The sequence below is a fragment of the Streptomyces sp. NPDC087310 genome, from assembly GCF_044744405.1.
Taxonomy (GTDB): Bacteria; Actinomycetota; Actinomycetes; order Streptomycetales; family Streptomycetaceae; genus Streptomyces.
In genome coordinates, this window is sequence record NZ_JBIUYF010000001.1 from 892,920 (window position 1) to 908,596 (window position 15,677).

Below are 15,677 nucleotides of genomic sequence, written 5' to 3' on the forward strand. Positions count from 1 at the left end.
TGGGCGCTCCAGTCGGCTACAGATCCGCAATCCAGGGATGCCCCGGGTGTACGCGGTCGAGTAGCTCGGTCAGGGTTTCGCGCTGAGCCGGGGTCAGGTGCGGGACGGTCGCGTCGAAGTCCGTCTGATCTTTTCGGCGGGCGTGCTTGGCCTTGAACAGCAGGACCAGTTCGGGCGCCAGATACGGGATGCCGTCGTGGGTGTGGTGAATGATGTCGCGGAAGGGAAGCCGGATCCTCTCATCGCGTCGGCAGATCCAGGTGTCGCCGTCGTGCGGTTCGCGGAACACGTCGAGCAGGTAGTTGCCGGTGGCCGGCTCGCGGAGCCATGTCTGATGTACGGCGGCCAGCACCTCCGGTGTGGCGTCCTCCCAGATCCGGCCACTGCCCGCCGCGTCGAAGACGTATCCGGGGAAGCGGCAGCGGACCTCGGGAAAACCCGCCGCCGGAATCGCGATCTCGATGTCCCCATGAGCACGCGTCTGCCTGCCGCGGAACAGATCCAGCGCCCAGCCCGCGGCCACGTACCAGGGCGTGCCGATCCCGGCCAACCGCCGCGCGACCTCACTGGGGGTCCAGCAGGACGACCACCTGGCGTGCAGGGCTTCGATCTCGTCGGGTGACAGCTTCGTACCGCCGCTGGGCAGTTGCTCGCTCACCGCGGGAATCCATCAGCGGACCCCATGCGAGCCGGGACGCGGCGGCCGAGGAATGCGGCCACCTGGTCCAGGGGCGAGGCCCCCTCGGGTGCGGGTTGGGCGGGGGCGATGGATCCGCCTGCTGTGCGCGGTAGGTCGCCGTAGATCTTCTGGACGACGGGCAGGGCGGCGCGGGCGATGTCGGGTTCCAGATCGCGGCCACGGCCGAGCGCCGCCGCAAGGTCCCAGCCGTGTACGAGCAATTCGATGAGGAGTTGCTCGACCATACGACGGCCGAGGGCAGGGCCGAAGGAGCGCTCCAGCACGCCTGGTTGCCGGAAAGCACGGCCGGCCTGCGCGGCGGCGGTCTCGAAGGCGGCGATGTGGTTGTCGCCGAGGTGGTCCTGGGTGTGACCGTCGGTGGGAGGCATGCCGTTGGCGAGGCCGCCCCAGATGATGTTCTCCCACACCAGGTGATCGAGCAGATCCCGTACGGTCCACTCCTCGCACGGAGTCGGCAGGGCGAACTGCTCCGGTGCTGTCGCGTGCACGAGTGCGCTCACTGCCTCCTGGACGCGTGTGAACGCGTCCAGGACACCGCAGGGCCAGGGATCGGTGTCGTCCGTGTAAAGGGCTTCGAGCTGGGCGTCGCGCGCACCGGGCGCGGGGTTGGTGCGCAGTGCGGTGGTGAGCCACCGGCCTTCCTTCGCGATTCCCGCGGGTACGGGGCGGCCACCGAGGATGCACAGCAGTTGCCAGAATCGCTCGACCGCGGGCTGGGCCGCGGCGGCGAGTTGCTCGTGCAGGCGTGTGCGGGCCTCGGTGCCGTCCGAGGTGACGGCGGGGTCGGTATTCGCACGGCTGGGCAGCCAGGCGGCGACGATGTCGGCGATGACCGGGTCGGCGGCCGGGGAGTCCGCTGCGGTGCCGGCCCGCATCGCCGCACGGACGCGTGTGGTCCACGTGCTGGTGAGCGCCTGCATCTCCGCCGCCGCGGCGGCGTTCTGTTCTCCCTGGCCGTGGCGTGCGGCGTATTCCGCGATGCGTCGCATGGCGGGGGCCAACTCCTCGCCGGCGATGAGCTCTCCCAGCTCCAGCCATGCTTCGACCTGCTCGTCGGTGGGATCCTCCGGAAGATCCGAGCCGGAGGCGAGGAGCCCTTCACGGAAGAAAGGCACGTCCAGATCGCCGAGGGTGTCGGTGAGGAAGGTGTGGACCAGCTTGCGTCGGTCGTCCGAGGCCATATGGGCGGTGCGCGTCATGAGAGCAAGTCCTTCCCGCGTGGTGCGACGTGTGACGGTGCGCAGGACCGCCTGATGGGTCCGCAGGCGGCGGATCTGTGTTTCCAGCGCCGCGACGTGCGCGGTGGCCACCTCGGCGAGCCCGTTCTCGCCGTCCAGGGCGTTGCGGATTTCCCCGAGCCCCATCCCCAGGTCCCGCAGCGTACGGGCCAGGTGCAGCCGGGCCACTCCAGCGGTGTCGTAACGGCGGTAGCCGCCGGCGGTCCGATCCACCGGTGCCACGATTCCCACGTCCGACCAGTGCCGGACCACCTTCACCGGCAGCCCGGTCTGCCGCGCCACGGCCCCGATACCCCACGTCGGCTGCGACGCGTCATCCATCCGCATGCGCCCCACCCTCGGCTCTCCCCTCGTGGGAGAGTCAAGCAGGCCGAGGGGCCGGCTTCACCCTGAGAAGGTGTCAGACGTCTTTCGGCCGCCGCGGCGCGCGGCGGGTCTGCCTCCGATCTGCCCGCGGGATCTCCGCCATGTGGCGGCGACGTTGATCCATGCGGGTGGAGGTGACGTCCACACGATCAAGGAAGCGCTGCGGCACGGGACGATTCAGCTAGCGTCCGACACGTACGCCACTCCGCTGCCGAGGTGGATCAGGAGGTCGCGAGGAATGCCGAAGCCGTGGTGGACCGCGCCCGCCGTGACCCGCCGTCAGACACGCCCGCTCACGCGCCGCTCACGCAGGGCCCGGAAATGACAGAGAGCCCCACCGTGGTCTCCACCACACTGGGGCCCTCGAATGCAGGTGGGATCGTTTCTTCGAACATCCATCCCGGTGGGGCGGCTGGGACTCGAACCCAGGACCGACGGATTATGAGTCCGCTGCTCTAACCGGCTGAGCTACCGCCCCTAACGGCGCGTCGCGCACATTTGTGCGCGCCGTCTGCCGCAGCATAGCCGCTCATACGATCTCCTGCTTCGGATGGTCGGCATCACTTGACCATGAAGACTTCGCCGCGCGCTGCCCGGTTCCACGAACGTCTGGGTACAGCCGTACGAGGGACCCGAAGGTGTCGTGTGGACGCCATTGCGGGCGTGATCGCGGGGAAGATGCAGCGAAAGCGGACATAACGAAAAAGGACCCCTAAGGGTCCCTTCCGTCTTTCTCGCTCCCCCGGCTGGACTCGAACCAGCAACCCTCCGGTTAACAGCCGAATGCTCTGCCAATTGAGCTACAGGGGACCGTGCTCCCCCGACTGGACTCGAACCAGTAACCTGCCGGTTAACAGCCGGCTGCTCTGCCAATTGAGCTACAGGGGATTGCTGCGTTTGCACCGAACGTACCTACCCCGGTCCTCCCGGGCGGCGCGCGTTCGCTGCGACACATACATTAGCGCAAGCAGGGGGGTGCTCCGCCAATCGGTATCGACCCGGGTCACCTCGGGTGATCCCGGGCCGGGACGGGGTAGGCGGAGGGCACAGACCGACGGTCCGACGCCGGGCGCACGGGACGCCGACACCAAGGAAGGCTGGGCAGCCATGCGGTACCGCCTCACGTTCATCGCCGGACTCGCTTGCGGATACGTTCTCGGAACGCGGGCGGGCCGTGAGCGCTACGAGCAGATCAAGAAGTCCGCGCGGCAGGTCTCGCAGAATCCGGCGGTGCGCAACGCCGCCGAGTCGGCCGCGCAGACCGGCCGCGAGGTCGCGGGCCGGGCGTACCACTCCGTGAACGGCGTGGTCGGGGAGAAACTCGGGGACAAGGTGCCCGACTCCGTCGCCCAGCGCGTCCGCTCCCTGCGGGAACGGAGCCAGAACGGTCTCGACGACTGGGGTACCAGCAATACCTGATCACCCCGGCCGCGCGCTGTTCATGGCGCGCGTGCGGCAGAATCGGGTGTCATGGGAATAGTCGCCGGGTTGGACAGTTCGTCCGGGTTCACACGTGTCGTCGTCTGCGACGCGGACACAGGTGCCGTACTCCGCCAGGGGTACGCGCACCACGCCGTCGAACCCAAAGCCACCGAGGTCGACCCTCAGGTGTGGCTGCTGTCCCTCGGTGAGGCCGCCTCGGGCGGGCTGTTGGAGGGCGTGCAGGCCATCGGCGTGTCGGCGCAGCAGGACGGCATGGTGGCGCTGGACCGGCAGGGCAATCCCGTACGGGCCGCGCTCATCGGCAACGACAAGCGCGCGCAGGTCGCCGCCGCCGATCTGATCGACGCGCTGGGCGGGCGGCAGGCGTGGGCCGAGGCCGTCGGGTCCGTACCGCAGTCGAGCCGGCTCGTGGCGAAGCTGCGCTGGATGGCGCGGACCGAGCCGGACGCGGCGCACCGCACCGCGCTGGTGCTGCAGCCGCACGACTGGCTGGTCTGGCAGTTGCTGGGGCGTCCCGCGCGCCGGACGACCGACCGGGGCGCGGCGTCCGGGACGGGCTACTGGTCCGCCCGTACGGGGGCGTACCGGCCGGATCTGGTGGAGCTGGCGCTCGGGCACCAGGCGGCGCTGCCGGAGGTGCTCGGTCCCGCCGACGCGGCGGGGACCACTCCGGAGGGGCTGCTGATCTCCGCGGGGACCGGCGAGACGATGGCCGCGGCCTTCGGCCTGGGGGTCGGGATCGGGGACGCGGTGGTGTCGCTGGGGGCCTCGGGTTCCGTGATGGCCGTGCACCACGAGGCGGCGGCCGACCCGTCCGGGCTGATCACCTCCTTCGCGGACGCCACGGGCATGCATCTGCCGGTGGTCCACACGCTGAACGCGGTCAGAGCGCTGCGCGGTACGGCGGAGCTGCTGGGGACGGCGGATCTGAGTGAGCTGTCCGCGCTGGCGCTGAAGTCCACGCCGGGCTCCTCGGGGCTGGTGTTCCTGCCGTACCTGGAGGGCGAGCGGACCCCGCAGCTCCCGCACACGGCGGGCACGCTGACCGGGCTGCGGCGCGAGTCGATGAAGCCGGAGCATCTGGCGCGGGCCGCGTTCGAGGGGATGCTCTGCTCGCTCGCCGACGCGATGGACGTGCTGCGCGGGCGCGGGGTGGAGGTGCGCCGGGTGTTCCTGCTGGGCGCGGCGGCCGAGCTGCCCGCCGTGCAGGCACTGGCGCCGTCGATCTTCGGCGCGCAGGTCGTCGTACCGCAGCCGGCGGACTACGCGGCGCTGGGTGCGGCGCGGCAGGCGGCGTGGGCGCTCGGGGTCGCGCGGGGGACGCACTCGCCGCAGCATCCGCCGGCCTGGCAGGGCGCGGCCGCACAGGTGTTCGAGCCGGGTGACGACGCGGCGGTGGGCGCGGCCGTACGGCATCAGTACCGGGCCACCCGGGAGCAGGTCCATCCGGGGGCGTTCGGGCCCGGGGCGCTCGGGCAGGGACCGCTCGGCGGCTGAGGAGGCCAGGGTCGGCGATCGGGGGTGCTCGGGGGTCGAATCCGGGGAGCCTCAGGGGCCGCTCGGGGGCTGGGCACGGCCCGGCGCGGGGAGGCTGGTCCCGGGAGGCACGCGGGGAAGGTGGGGTGCTGCGACGCGTACCTGCTCGGAACGTTCTTGACCCGTCCTTGGACTTAAACCCTTGGGGTTCGGCGGGTGGCGTACCGCAAGATGGAGGGTCGGGACCCCCCTGATCTTCGCCGACCGGTCTTCGCCGTTCGGCCCAGCCGAATCCGAGCCGAGTCCGAAAGACTGCGTGTGCTGCTACGACTTCTGCGAGCCCATCTCGCCCCGTACAAGAAACCGATAGCCCTGCTGGTGGCGCTCCAGCTTCTACAGACGATCGCCACCCTTTACCTGCCGACCCTCAACGCCGACATCATCGACAACGGTGTGGTGAAGGGGGACTCCGGCTACATCCTGCGGTTCGGCGGCATCATGATCGCCGTCAGTGTCGTCCAGGTGATCTGCAACATCGGCGCCGTGTACTACGGCGCGCGGACGGCCTCGGCCCTCGGCCGGGACGTGCGGGCCGCCGTCTTCGGGCAGGTGCAGAGCTTCTCCGCCCGTGAGGTGGCCCGCTTCGGGGCCCCCTCGCTGATCACCCGCACCACCAACGACGTCCAGCAGGTGCAGACGCTGGTCCTGATGTCGTTCACGCTGATGGTGTCCGCGCCGATCATGTGTGTGGGCGGCATCGTGATGGCCCTCGGCCAGGACGTGCCGCTGTCGGCGGTGCTGCTCGCGGTGGTGCCGGTCCTCGGGATCTCCGTGAGCCTGATCGTCAAGAGGATGCGGCCGCTGTTCCGTACGATGCAGACGCGGCTGGACACGGTCAACCGGGTGCTGCGGGAGCAGATCACCGGCAACCGCGTGATCAGGGCGTTCGTCAGGGACGAGTACGAGAAGGGGCGCTTCAAGGGCGCCAACACCGAGCTGACCGATGTCGCGCTGTCGACCGGCCGGCTGATGGCGCTGATGTTCCCGACCGTGATGACGGTCGTGAACCTGTCGTCGATCGCCGTCGTCTGGTTCGGCGCGCACCGGATCGACAGCGGCGGGATGCAGATCGGCGCGCTGACCGCGTTCCTCGCGTATCTGATGCAGATCGTGATGGCCGTGATGATGGCCACCTTCATGTTCATGATGGTGCCGCGCGCCGAGGTGTGCGCCGAGCGCATCAAGGAGGTGCTGGACACCCGGTCGAGCGTCGTACCGCCCGAGAACCCGGTGCGGGAGCTGCGCCGGCACGGACACCTGGAGATACGGAACGCCGAGTTCCGGTTCCCGGGTGCCGAGGAGCCCGTCCTGCGGGAGGTCTCGCTGACCGCGCGGCCCGGCGAGACGACCGCCGTCATCGGGTCGACGGGCAGCGGGAAGTCGACGCTGCTCGGGCTCATACCCCGGCTGTTCGACACGACGGGCGGGGAGGTGCTGGTGGACGGTTCCGACGTACGCGGGCTCGAACCCGCCCTGCTGGCCAGGACGGTGAGTCTGGTGCCGCAGAAGCCGTATCTGTTCTCCGGGACGGTCGCGACCAATCTGCGGTACGGCAACCCGGACGCGACCGACGAGGAGCTGTGGCACGCGCTGGAGGTGGCGCAGGCCAAGGAGTTCGTCACCACGCTGGAAGGCGGGCTGAACGCGCCCATCGCGCAGGGCGGCACCAATGTCTCCGGCGGGCAGCGGCAGCGGCTCTCCATCGCACGCACCCTGGTGCAGCGGCCGGAGATCTATCTCTTCGACGACTCGTTCTCGGCGCTGGACTACGCGACGGACGCGGCGCTGCGGGCCGCGCTGGCGCGGGAGACCGCGGAGGCGACCGTACTGATCGTCGCCCAGCGGGTCTCCACCATCCGCGACGCCGACCGGATCGTCGTGCTGGACGAGGGCCGGGTCGTCGGCGAGGGCCGCCACCACGAGCTGATGGCGGGCAACGAGACATACCGGGAGATCGTGCTCTCCCAACTGACCGAGGCGGAGGCTGCCTGATGAGCGGTCCTGGCGGACGCATGATGATGGCCGGTGCCGCGTCGACGCAGCGGTCCATGGACTTCAAGGGGTCGGGCAAGCGGCTGCTGCGGCGGCTGGCGGTGGAGAAGGCCACGCTGTGGTGGATGGTCGGCGCGGGCGTGCTCAGCGTCGGGCTCTCGGTGTGGGGCCCGAAGATCCTCGGGCACGCGACCAACCTGATCTTCGCGGGGGTGATCGGCCGGCAGAGCCCGGCGGGCGTCACCAAGGAGCAGACCATCGACGGGCTGCGGGCCAAGGGGGACGACGGGCTCGCGGATCTGCTCTCCGGGGTGGACTTCACCCCAGGGCACGGCATCGACTTCGGCGCGATCGGCACCGTACTGCTGACGGCGCTGGCCGTGTACGTCGGCGCCGGGCTGCTGATGCTCGTGTCGAGCCGGCTCTCGATCCGGGTCATCAACCACACGGTGTTCCGGATGCGCGAGGACATCCAGGCGAAGCTGTCGCGGCTGCCGCTGTCCTACTTCGACCGGCAGCCGCGCGGCGAGGTCCTCAGCCGCGCGACGAACGACGTGGACAACATCTCGCAGACCCTCCAGCAGACGATGGGTCAGCTCGTCAACTCCCTGCTGACGATCATCGGCGTGCTGGTGATGATGTTCTGGATCTCACCGCTGCTGGCGCTGGTCGCGCTGGTGACGGTGCCGCTGTCGGTGCTCGTGGCGGCGAAGGTCGGCAAGCGGTCGCAGCCCCAGTTCGTCCAGCAGTGGAAGGTCACCGGCTCGCTCAACGCGCATGTGGAGGAGATGTACACCGGGCACTCCCTGGTGAAGGTCTTCGGGCGGCAGGACGAATCGGCCGAGTTGTTCCGTGAGCAGAACGACAAGCTGTACGAGGCCGGGTTCAAGGCGCAGTTCAACAGCGGGATCATGCAGCCGCTGATGTTCTTCATCTCCAACCTCAACTATGTGCTGGTCGCGGTGGTCGGCGGGCTGCGGGTCGCCTCCGGCACGCTGTCGATCGGCGACGTCCAGGCGTTCGTCCAGTACTCCCGGCAGTTCTCGACGCCGCTGACCCAGGTCGCCTCGATGGCCAACCTCGTACAGTCCGGCGTCGCCTCCGCCGAGCGGATATTCGAGCTGCTGGACGCGGACGAGCAGGAGGCGGACACCCCGGCGGTGCAGCGGTTGCACGAGGCGCGGGGCCAGGTCGTCCTGGAGGGCGTGTCGTTCCGGTACGAGGCCGACAAGCCGCTGATCGAGGACCTGTCGGTGGCCGTGGAGCCGGGGCAGACGGTGGCGATCGTGGGTCCGACGGGGGCGGGCAAGACGACGCTGGTGAATCTGCTGATGCGGTTCTACGAGGTGACCGGTGGCCGGATCCTCCTGGACGGCGTGGATGTGGCGCGGATGTCGCGCGAGGAGCTGCGGTCCGGGATCGGCATGGTCCTCCAGGACACCTGGCTGTTCGGCGGGACGATCGCGGAGAACATCGCGTACGGGGCGTCGCGCGAGGTGTCGCGCGAGGAGATCGAGGAGGCGGCGCGGGCGGCGCACGCCGACCGGTTCGTACGGACCCTGGCGGACGGCTACGACACCGTCATCGACGACGAGGGTTCGGGCGTCAGCGCCGGCGAGAAGCAGCTCATCACCATCGCCCGCGCCTTCCTGTCCGACCCGGTGATCCTGGTCCTGGACGAGGCGACCAGCTCGGTCGACACCCGTACCGAGGTGCTGATCCAGAAGGCCATGGCGCGACTCGCCCACGGCCGGACAAGCTTCGTCATCGCGCACCGTCTCTCCACCATCCGCGACGCGGACGTCATCCTCGTCATGGAGAACGGCAGCATCGTCGAACAGGGCACGCACGACCAGCTCCTGGCGGCGGACGGCGTCTACGCCCGCCTCTACCAGGCGCAGTTCGCCCAGGCGGTGGTCGAGGTCGACTGACGGCCCCGCAGGGGTCAGTGGGGCCATCTGGACTGATTCGTACCGGCGGTACGGATCAGTCCAGGTAGCCGCGGAGCTGGTCGGCGTAGGCGTGGTCGCGGAGTTTGCTGAGGGTCTTCGACTCGATCTGGCGGATCCGCTCGCGGGTCACGCCGAAGATCCGGCCGATCTCCTCCAGGGTGCGCGGCCGGCCGTCGTCCAGGCCGTAGCGCAACTGCACGACCTTGCGCTCGCGCTCGCCGAGCGTGGAGAGCACCGCCTCCAGGTGCTCGCGGAGCAGCAGGAAGGCCGCCGACTCGACGGGGGACGCGGCGTCGCCGTCCTCGATCAGGTCCCCGAGCGCGACGTCGTCCTCCTCCCCCACCGGGGCGTGCAGGGAGACGGGCTCCTGGGCGAGCCTCAGCACCTCCCTCACGCGGTCGGGGGTCAGTTCGAGCTGGGCGGCGACCTCCTCGGGGGCCGGCTCGTGGCCGCGCTCCTGGAGCATCCTGCGCTGGACCCGTACGACCCGGTTGATCAGCTCGACCACATGGACCGGCACGCGGATCGTACGGGCCTGGTCGGCGAGGGCCCGGGACATCGCCTGGCGGATCCACCAGGTCGCGTACGTCGAGAACTTGTAGCCGCGCGCGTAGTCGAACTTCTCGACGGCCCTGATCAGGCCCAGGTTTCCCTCCTGGACGAGGTCGAGCATGGTCAGACCGCGGCCGACGTACCGCTTGGCGACGGAGACGACGAGGCGCAGATTGGCCTCGATGAGGCGGCGCTTGGCCATCCGGCCGAGGACGACCAGCCGGTCGAGGTCCAGGGCGAGTTCGGAGTCGAGTTCCTTGTCGAGGTCGCTGGCGGCGCTCAGCTTCTCCTCGGCGAAGAGACCGGCCTCGACGCGGCGGGCGAGGTCGACCTCGTCGGCGGCGGTGAGCAGCGGGATACGGCCGATCTCCCGCAGGTACTGCCGGAAGAGGTCGGACGAGGGCCCGCCGGTGTCGGCGCGGCTGCCCCGCCGTGCCGCGGGCTCGGGCACGAGGGGCACCTCCACGGGGTGCTCGGTGAGGGGCCCGAGGGGATCGAGGGACTGCGGGGCCGCCGAAGGTTCCGGGGACGCCGGGTGTGCGGTGGGTTCCGGGTGAGCTGTGGGGTCCGGGTGTGCGGTGGGGTCCGGGTGTGCGGTGGGGTCGCCGCGCTCCACGGATGTCCCGGGGAGGAGCGTCTCGGGGTGGTGGGTGGCGCGGCTCTGCGGCGGTACGGCGCCGACGCGTCCGGCGGTGGACACGTCCGGCGTCTCGGCCGGTGTCTCGGTCAGGGTCTGGGTCTGCACGGGGGGCGACCTCCAGGGTGATCGCTGCCGGTTCGGGGGCGTACGGCAGCGGGGCGGGGGCGGCCGGGCCGCCTTCCGTCCCGTACACGATGAGCGGATCCGCGGGGGTGAGGTGTCCGCCTTCCGGTGGACGGCCGCGCTCCGAGGACTCAGGCACCGCACCCCAGTGTGGGGCACGGGATGTGGCCGCCACGAGGGGCGTGCGGGGACTTTCTGAGTCCGGTCCGTAACCGGGCCGTTACAGGGGTGCGGCCGGGGCGGCCCCGTGCGGTCCCCCGGCGGGCCCGGTCGGGCGCGGCGTCGCTGTCAGAGCGCTTCCGCGCCGCGTGCGCGCAGCGCCTGACCGTACTGCTGGAGCACCCACAGCTCCTTCTGGACGGCCTCGTACCGCTCCGGGTCGCCCTGGCTGCCCAGTCGGGTCAGTGTGCCCGTGACGTCCTGGATGCGGCGGTCCACGGCACGCAGCCGGACGTGGACGAGCTGCTGTCCCGCGTACACCTCGTCGATGGTCTTGCCCCGGAAGACCTCCACCGCGAGCTCCGTGACCATGGCGCGCACCGCGTCGTTCGGCGCGGCCTCACGGACCCGGGCCAGATACTCGGCGACGGACTGGAGCCCCGACTCGGCGCCGCCCGCGTCCTCTATCGCCCTGCGTACGGCGGCGTAGGGCGGGGCGGTGAACTCGTCCTCCCCGTAGGCGTCGAAGGCCGGGGAGACCAGTTCGGGCCGCTGGAGGGCGAGCTTGAGGAGCTCGCGCTCGGTGCGGTGGGCGGGGCTGCGGAGGGTGAGCGCGGGGCCGGAGGGGGCCTGCCGCGCCTCGGTCTCGTACGGCTGTCGCGCACGCTGCTCGGGACCGGCCGACGGGCCCCGGCCGCCGCGGTCGCGCGCCCAGCGGGCCACCTGCGCGACGCGCTTGACGACGAACTGGGTGTCGAGGATGCCGAGGATGCCGGCGAGCTGGACGGCGACCTCGTGCTGCGACGAGCCGTTCTTGATACGGGCCACGATCGGCGCGGCCTCGTCGAGCGCGGCGGCACGGCCCGCCGGGGTCTCCAGGTCGTACCGGGAGACGATCTGGCGGATCGCGAACTCGAAGAGCGGTGTGCGGGGTTCGGCCAGGTCCTGGACGGCGGCGTCGCCCTTGGCGAGGCGCAGGTCGCAGGGGTCCATGCCGTCGGGGGCGATGGCGATGTAGGTCTCGGCGGCGAACTTCTGGTCGTCCTCGAAGGCGCGCAGCGCGGCCTTCTGGCCGGCCGCGTCCCCGTCGAAGGTGAAGATCACCCGGGCGCTGCCGTTGTCCATCAGGAGCCGTCGGAGGATCTTGATGTGGTCGCCGCCGAAGGCCGTACCGCAGGTCGCGATGGCGGTGGTGACCCCGGCGAGATGGCAGGCCATCACGTCCGTGTACCCCTCGACGACGACGGCGCGGCTGGACTTGGCGATGTCCTTCTTGGCCAGGTCGACGCCGTACAGCACCTGGGACTTCTTGTAGATCGCCGTCTCGGGGGTGTTCAGGTACTTCGGTCCGTTGTCGTCGTCACGGAGCTTGCGCGCGCCGAAGCCGACGACCTCGCCGGAGATGTCGCGGATCGGCCACATCAGCCGGCCGCGGAAGCGGTCGATGGGGCCCCGGCGGCCGTCCTGGGAGAGCCCGGAGAGCGTCAGCTCCTTGTCGGTGAAGCCCTTGCCGCGCAGGAAGCGGGTGAGGTGGTCCCAGCCGACCGGGCTGTAGCCGATGCCGAAGTGCTCGGCCGCCGCCTGGTCGAAGCCGCGCTCGGCGAGGAAGGTCCGGCCGACGGCGGCCTCGTCCCCGGAGAGCTGGTCCGCGTAGAACTGCGCGGCGATCTTGTGGGCCTCGACGAGCCGCGTACGCTCGCCGCGCTGGCTCGCGGGGTTGTACCCGCCCTCCTCGTACCGCAGCGTGACGCCCGCCTGGGCGGCGAGCCGCTCGACCGTCTCCGAGAAGGAGAGATGGTCGATCTTCATCACGAAGGCGATGGTGTCCCCGCCCTCCTGGCAGCCGAAGCAGTGGAAGAGACCCTTGCTCGGACTGACCTGGAAGGAGGGGGACTTCTCGTCGTGGAAGGGGCAGAGCCCCTTCAGATTGCCGCCGCCCGCGCTGCGTAGCTGGAGGTACTCGGACACGACGGCGTCGATCGGGACCGCGTCCCGAACCGCCTTCACGTCGTCATCGTTGATCCTGCCAGCCACGCGTGAATTCTACGGGGACCCACCGACAGCCTCGGACACCCGTCGGCCTCTTCCTCCGTCGGATGTCGGGGGTGAGGTGCCGGACACCGGCTGTCAGGTGCCCAGGGACGCGAGCGGGACGCCGGGGTCGGCGAGGGCCTCCAGGTCCTGGCGGGCGCCGGAGCGGATCAGGCGCTGGATGTCCTCGGTGACGTCCCAGACGTTGACGTTCATCCCGGCGAGCACCGTGCGGTCCTTCAGCCAGAAGGCGACGAACTCCCGCTTTCCCGCGTCGCCGCGTACGACCACCTGGTCGTACGAGCCGGGCGGTGCCCAGCCCGAGTACTCCAGGCCGAGGTCGTACTGGTCGGAGAAGAAGTACGGCACACGGTCGTAGCGGACGTCCAGGCCGAGCATCGCGCGTGCGGCGGCCGGGCCGCCGTTCAACGCGTTCGCCCAGTGCTCGACGCGCACCCGGTCGACGCCGAGCGCGGCTCCCCACCCCGGCAGCGGGACGGCGGCCACGTCCCCGGCAGCGAAGATGTCGGGGTCGGAGGTGCGCAGGGCGGAGTCCACGGCGATGCCGCCTCCCGTGGACCGGCCGGCGAGCGTGAGCCCGGCGGCCTCGGCGAGGGCGGTGCGCGGGGCCGCGCCGATCGCGGCGAGCACGTCGTGCGCCGGGTGCTCCTCGCCGTCGTCCGTACGGGCCGCCAGGACCATGCCGTCCTGGCCGACGATCTCGGTGAGCCGGGCGCCGAAGTGGAACCGTACGCCGTGCTCGTGGTGCAGATCGGTGAAGAGCTGGCCCAGTTCGGGGCCGATGACCCGGTGGAGCGGGGTCGCCTCGGGTTCGACGACGGTGACCTCGGCCCCGTAGGTGCGGGCCGCCGCGGCGACCTCCAGGCCGATCCAGCCCGCGCCCGCGATCACGAGATGGCCGTTGTCCCGGCCGAGGGCCGTCAGTACCTGGCGCAGCCGGTCCGCGTGGGCGAGGCGGCGCAGATGGTGGACGCCCACCAGATCCGTACCGGGGACGTCCAGCCTGCGCGGCTCGGCACCGGTCGCCAGAAGCAGCTTGTCGTACCGCAGCGAGGTGCCGTCGCCGAGGTGCACGCACTTGGTGTCGCGGTCCACGGAGGTGACGCTCTGGCCGAGGTGCAGCTCCACCTGGGCCTGCGCGTACCAGGCGGGCTCCTGGACGAAGACGCTGTCGCGCTCCTCCTTGCCGGCCAGATAGCCCTTGGACAGGGGTGGGCGTTCATAGGGGTGGTCGCGCTCGTCACCGATGAGGATCACCCGGCCGGTGAACCCCTCCTTACGGAGGGTTTCCGCGGCCTTCGCCCCGGCCAGCCCTCCGCCGACGATGACAAATGTCCGATGTGCGTCGACCACTTGATGCCTCCTCTTCACGCTGCCGCCATCTGTGAGCGTCCCGCACGGAGCGTGATGGCGAAAGAGGGAGCGCTCCACGGGCCTGACTCTCGGCCGGATCCGGCAGGGTCCGACAGGGTCCGACGTGATCCGGTTACCGAGGTTCTGCTGAGGTGATCCGGTTACCGGTTACTTCGTACACGCCCGCGTCGGAAGGTGTGCGCCATGAGGGGCGCGGGTCGCTCATTCGCCTCAGGTGGAACGGGTCAGTTCGGCGTGGAGCGAGCGGGCCGCCGCGTCGGTGAGTGAGGCGATCTGGTCGACGATGACGCGTTTGCGCGCCCGGTCGTCGCCCGCAGCGGCGAACAGCGCGCGGAACTGCGGGTCGAGCCCGCGCGGGGCCCGATCCGTCAGCGCCCGGGCCAGTTCGGCCAGGACGACGCGCTGGTCGGCGCGGAGCACCTCCTGCTCGGCGCGCTGCATGACGTAGCGGTCGGCGACGGCCTTGAGGACGGCGCACTCGTGGCGGGCGGCGCGCGGGACCACGAGTTCGGCGGCGTACCGGGTGAGCGGGCCCGTACCGTACGCCCGCCGGGTGGCGCCCTCGGCGGCCTCGCAGAAGCGGCCGATGAGCTGGCTGGTGGCGTCCTTGAGGCGGGACTGGGCGAGGGCGGAGCCGTCGTGGCCGCGCGGCCACCACTCCTGGGCCATGAGCCGGTCGAGGGCGGCGGCCAGTTCGCCCGGGTCGGTGTCCGCCGGTACGTAGCGGCCGATCGCGACCGCCCAGATACCGCTCCGTTCGGCCTCCGAGGAGAGGGCGGCGGGGTCGACATGGCCGGCATGGAGCGCGTCCTCGAAGTCGTGGACCGAGTAGGCCACGTCGTCGGACCAGTCCATGACCTGCGCCTCGAAGCAGATCCGGTCCGCCGGGGCGCCCGCGCGGGCCCAGCGGAAGACCGGCAGGTCGTCCTCGTACACCCCGAACTTCACCGAACCGGTCTGGGTGGGGTGCGCGCCGCGCGGCCACGGGTACTTGGTCGCGGCGTCGAGTGCGGCGCGGGTGAGGTTGAGGCCGACGCTGACGAGTTCGCCACTCTCCGGGGACCGGACGAAACGCTTCGGCTCGATCCGGGTCAGCAGCCTGAGCGACTGGGCGTTGCCCTCGAAGCCACCGCAGTCGGCGGCGAACTCGTTGAGGGCCTGCTCGCCGTTGTGGCCGAACGGCGGATGGCCCATGTCATGGGCCAGACACGCGGTCTCGACGAGATCGGGATCGCAGCCGAGGGCGGCACCCAGCTCGCGGCCCACCTGGGCGCACTCCAGGGAGTGGGTGAGCCGGGTACGGGGACTGGCGTCCCACTCCTGACTGCGCGAGCCGGGGGTGACCACCTGGGTCTTTCCGGCGAGCCGGCGCAGGGCGGCGGAGTGCAGCACGCGCGCGCGGTCACGCTGGAACGCGGTGCGGCCGGGGCGTTTGTCGGATTCGGCGTCCCAGCGTTCGGTGGCCCGGTCGTCGTACGCGCTCGCCGGTGCCGAGGGGTGCGGTGGGGTGATTCCGGTGATGCCTGTGCCTGTGCCTGCCATGCACCGAC

Annotated in this window: 10 protein-coding genes and 3 tRNA genes; 4 read left to right on the top strand and 9 right to left on the bottom strand. The window is 70.8% G+C overall.

From position 1 onward, the window contains the following. Nucleotides 1–16: 16 nt before the first annotated feature. The 5 genes from ACIO3P_RS03585 to ACIO3P_RS03605 form a co-directional block, all read right to left on the bottom strand. Nucleotides 17–658, bottom strand: a complete 642-nt coding sequence (locus tag ACIO3P_RS03585; RefSeq protein WP_401850639.1) for a nucleotidyltransferase domain-containing protein — start codon at nt 656–658, stop codon at nt 17–19. Continuing rightward, on the bottom strand, nt 655–2,265 hold the full coding sequence (locus tag ACIO3P_RS03590; RefSeq protein ID WP_401850641.1) for a TIGR03086 family metal-binding protein: 1,611 nt from the start codon (nt 2,263–2,265) through the stop codon (nt 655–657). Before ACIO3P_RS03590 ends, ACIO3P_RS03585 begins: the two co-directional genes overlap by 4 nt. 443 nt (nt 2,266–2,708) lie before the next feature. Beyond that, nucleotides 2,709–2,782, bottom strand: a tRNA-Ile gene (locus ACIO3P_RS03595). A gap of 259 nt (nt 2,783–3,041) precedes the next feature. Next, a tRNA-Asn gene (locus ACIO3P_RS03600) sits at nt 3,042–3,114 on the bottom strand. A 5-nt stretch (nt 3,115–3,119) separates the two neighbouring features. Then, a tRNA-Asn gene (locus tag ACIO3P_RS03605) sits at nt 3,120–3,192 on the bottom strand. 219 nt (nt 3,193–3,411) lie between these two features. Here ACIO3P_RS03605 and ACIO3P_RS03610 point away from each other — a divergent pair. The 4 genes from ACIO3P_RS03610 to ACIO3P_RS03625 all read left to right on the top strand — a co-directional run bounded on the left by ACIO3P_RS03610 (nt 3,412) and on the right by ACIO3P_RS03625 (nt 9,206). Then, nucleotides 3,412–3,723 carry a YtxH domain-containing protein gene (locus ACIO3P_RS03610; RefSeq protein WP_329827234.1) on the top strand — a complete coding sequence of 104 codons (312 nt, stop codon included), beginning with the start codon at nt 3,412–3,414 and terminating at the stop codon, nt 3,721–3,723. A gap of 51 nt (nt 3,724–3,774) precedes the next feature. Continuing rightward, the gene (locus ACIO3P_RS03615) at nt 3,775–5,244 is read left to right on the top strand and encodes an FGGY family carbohydrate kinase (RefSeq protein WP_329827233.1); all 1,470 of its coding nucleotides are present in this window, start codon (nt 3,775–3,777) and stop codon (nt 5,242–5,244) included. Nucleotides 5,245–5,541: 297 nt separating this feature from the next. Further along, complete coding sequence (locus ACIO3P_RS03620; RefSeq protein WP_329827232.1) at nt 5,542–7,275, top strand: ABC transporter ATP-binding protein; 1,734 nt, start codon at nt 5,542–5,544, stop codon at nt 7,273–7,275. Beyond that, entirely contained in the window at nt 7,275–9,206 is a 1,932-nt protein-coding gene (locus ACIO3P_RS03625; RefSeq protein WP_401788623.1) for an ABC transporter ATP-binding protein, read from the top strand. Before ACIO3P_RS03620 ends, ACIO3P_RS03625 begins: the two co-directional genes overlap by 1 nt. Before the next feature lie 55 nt (nt 9,207–9,261). Here ACIO3P_RS03625 and ACIO3P_RS03630 read toward each other — a convergent pair whose 3' ends face one another. The 4 genes from ACIO3P_RS03630 to ACIO3P_RS03645 all read right to left on the bottom strand — a co-directional run bounded on the left by ACIO3P_RS03630 (nt 9,262) and on the right by ACIO3P_RS03645 (nt 15,669). Beyond that, entirely contained in the window at nt 9,262–10,623 is a 1,362-nt protein-coding gene (locus tag ACIO3P_RS03630) for an RNA polymerase sigma factor (protein ID WP_401789702.1), read from the bottom strand. 207 nt (nt 10,624–10,830) lie between these two features. After that, on the bottom strand, nt 10,831–12,735 hold the full coding sequence (gene dnaG, locus ACIO3P_RS03635) for a DNA primase (RefSeq protein WP_329827228.1): 1,905 nt from the start codon (nt 12,733–12,735) through the stop codon (nt 10,831–10,833). Between the two features lie 93 nt (nt 12,736–12,828). Then, complete coding sequence (locus ACIO3P_RS03640) at nt 12,829–14,106, bottom strand: FAD-dependent oxidoreductase (protein WP_329827226.1); 1,278 nt, start codon at nt 14,104–14,106, stop codon at nt 12,829–12,831. A 231-nt stretch (nt 14,107–14,337) separates the two neighbouring features. Next, a complete protein-coding gene (locus ACIO3P_RS03645) occupies nt 14,338–15,669 on the bottom strand; it encodes a deoxyguanosinetriphosphate triphosphohydrolase (protein WP_401850644.1) in 1,332 nt (443 codons plus the stop codon). Between the last annotated feature and the right edge of the window lie 8 nt (nt 15,670–15,677).

What these genes read in the sequence shown, in the direction of transcription:
- ACIO3P_RS03590 (WP_401850641.1), bottom strand. Translation starts at nt 2,265, where the DNA reads ATGCGGATGGATGACGCGTCGCAGCCGACGTGGGGTATCGGGGCCGTG.
- ACIO3P_RS03610 (WP_329827234.1), top strand. Translation starts at nt 3,412, where the DNA reads ATGCGGTACCGCCTCACGTTCATCGCCGGACTCGCTTGCGGATACGTT.
- ACIO3P_RS03615 (WP_329827233.1), top strand. Translation starts at nt 3,775, where the DNA reads ATGGGAATAGTCGCCGGGTTGGACAGTTCGTCCGGGTTCACACGTGTC.
- ACIO3P_RS03625 (WP_401788623.1), top strand. Translation starts at nt 7,275, where the DNA reads ATGAGCGGTCCTGGCGGACGCATGATGATGGCCGGTGCCGCGTCGACG.
- ACIO3P_RS03645 (WP_401850644.1), bottom strand. Translation starts at nt 15,669, where the DNA reads ATGGCAGGCACAGGCACAGGCATCACCGGAATCACCCCACCGCACCCC.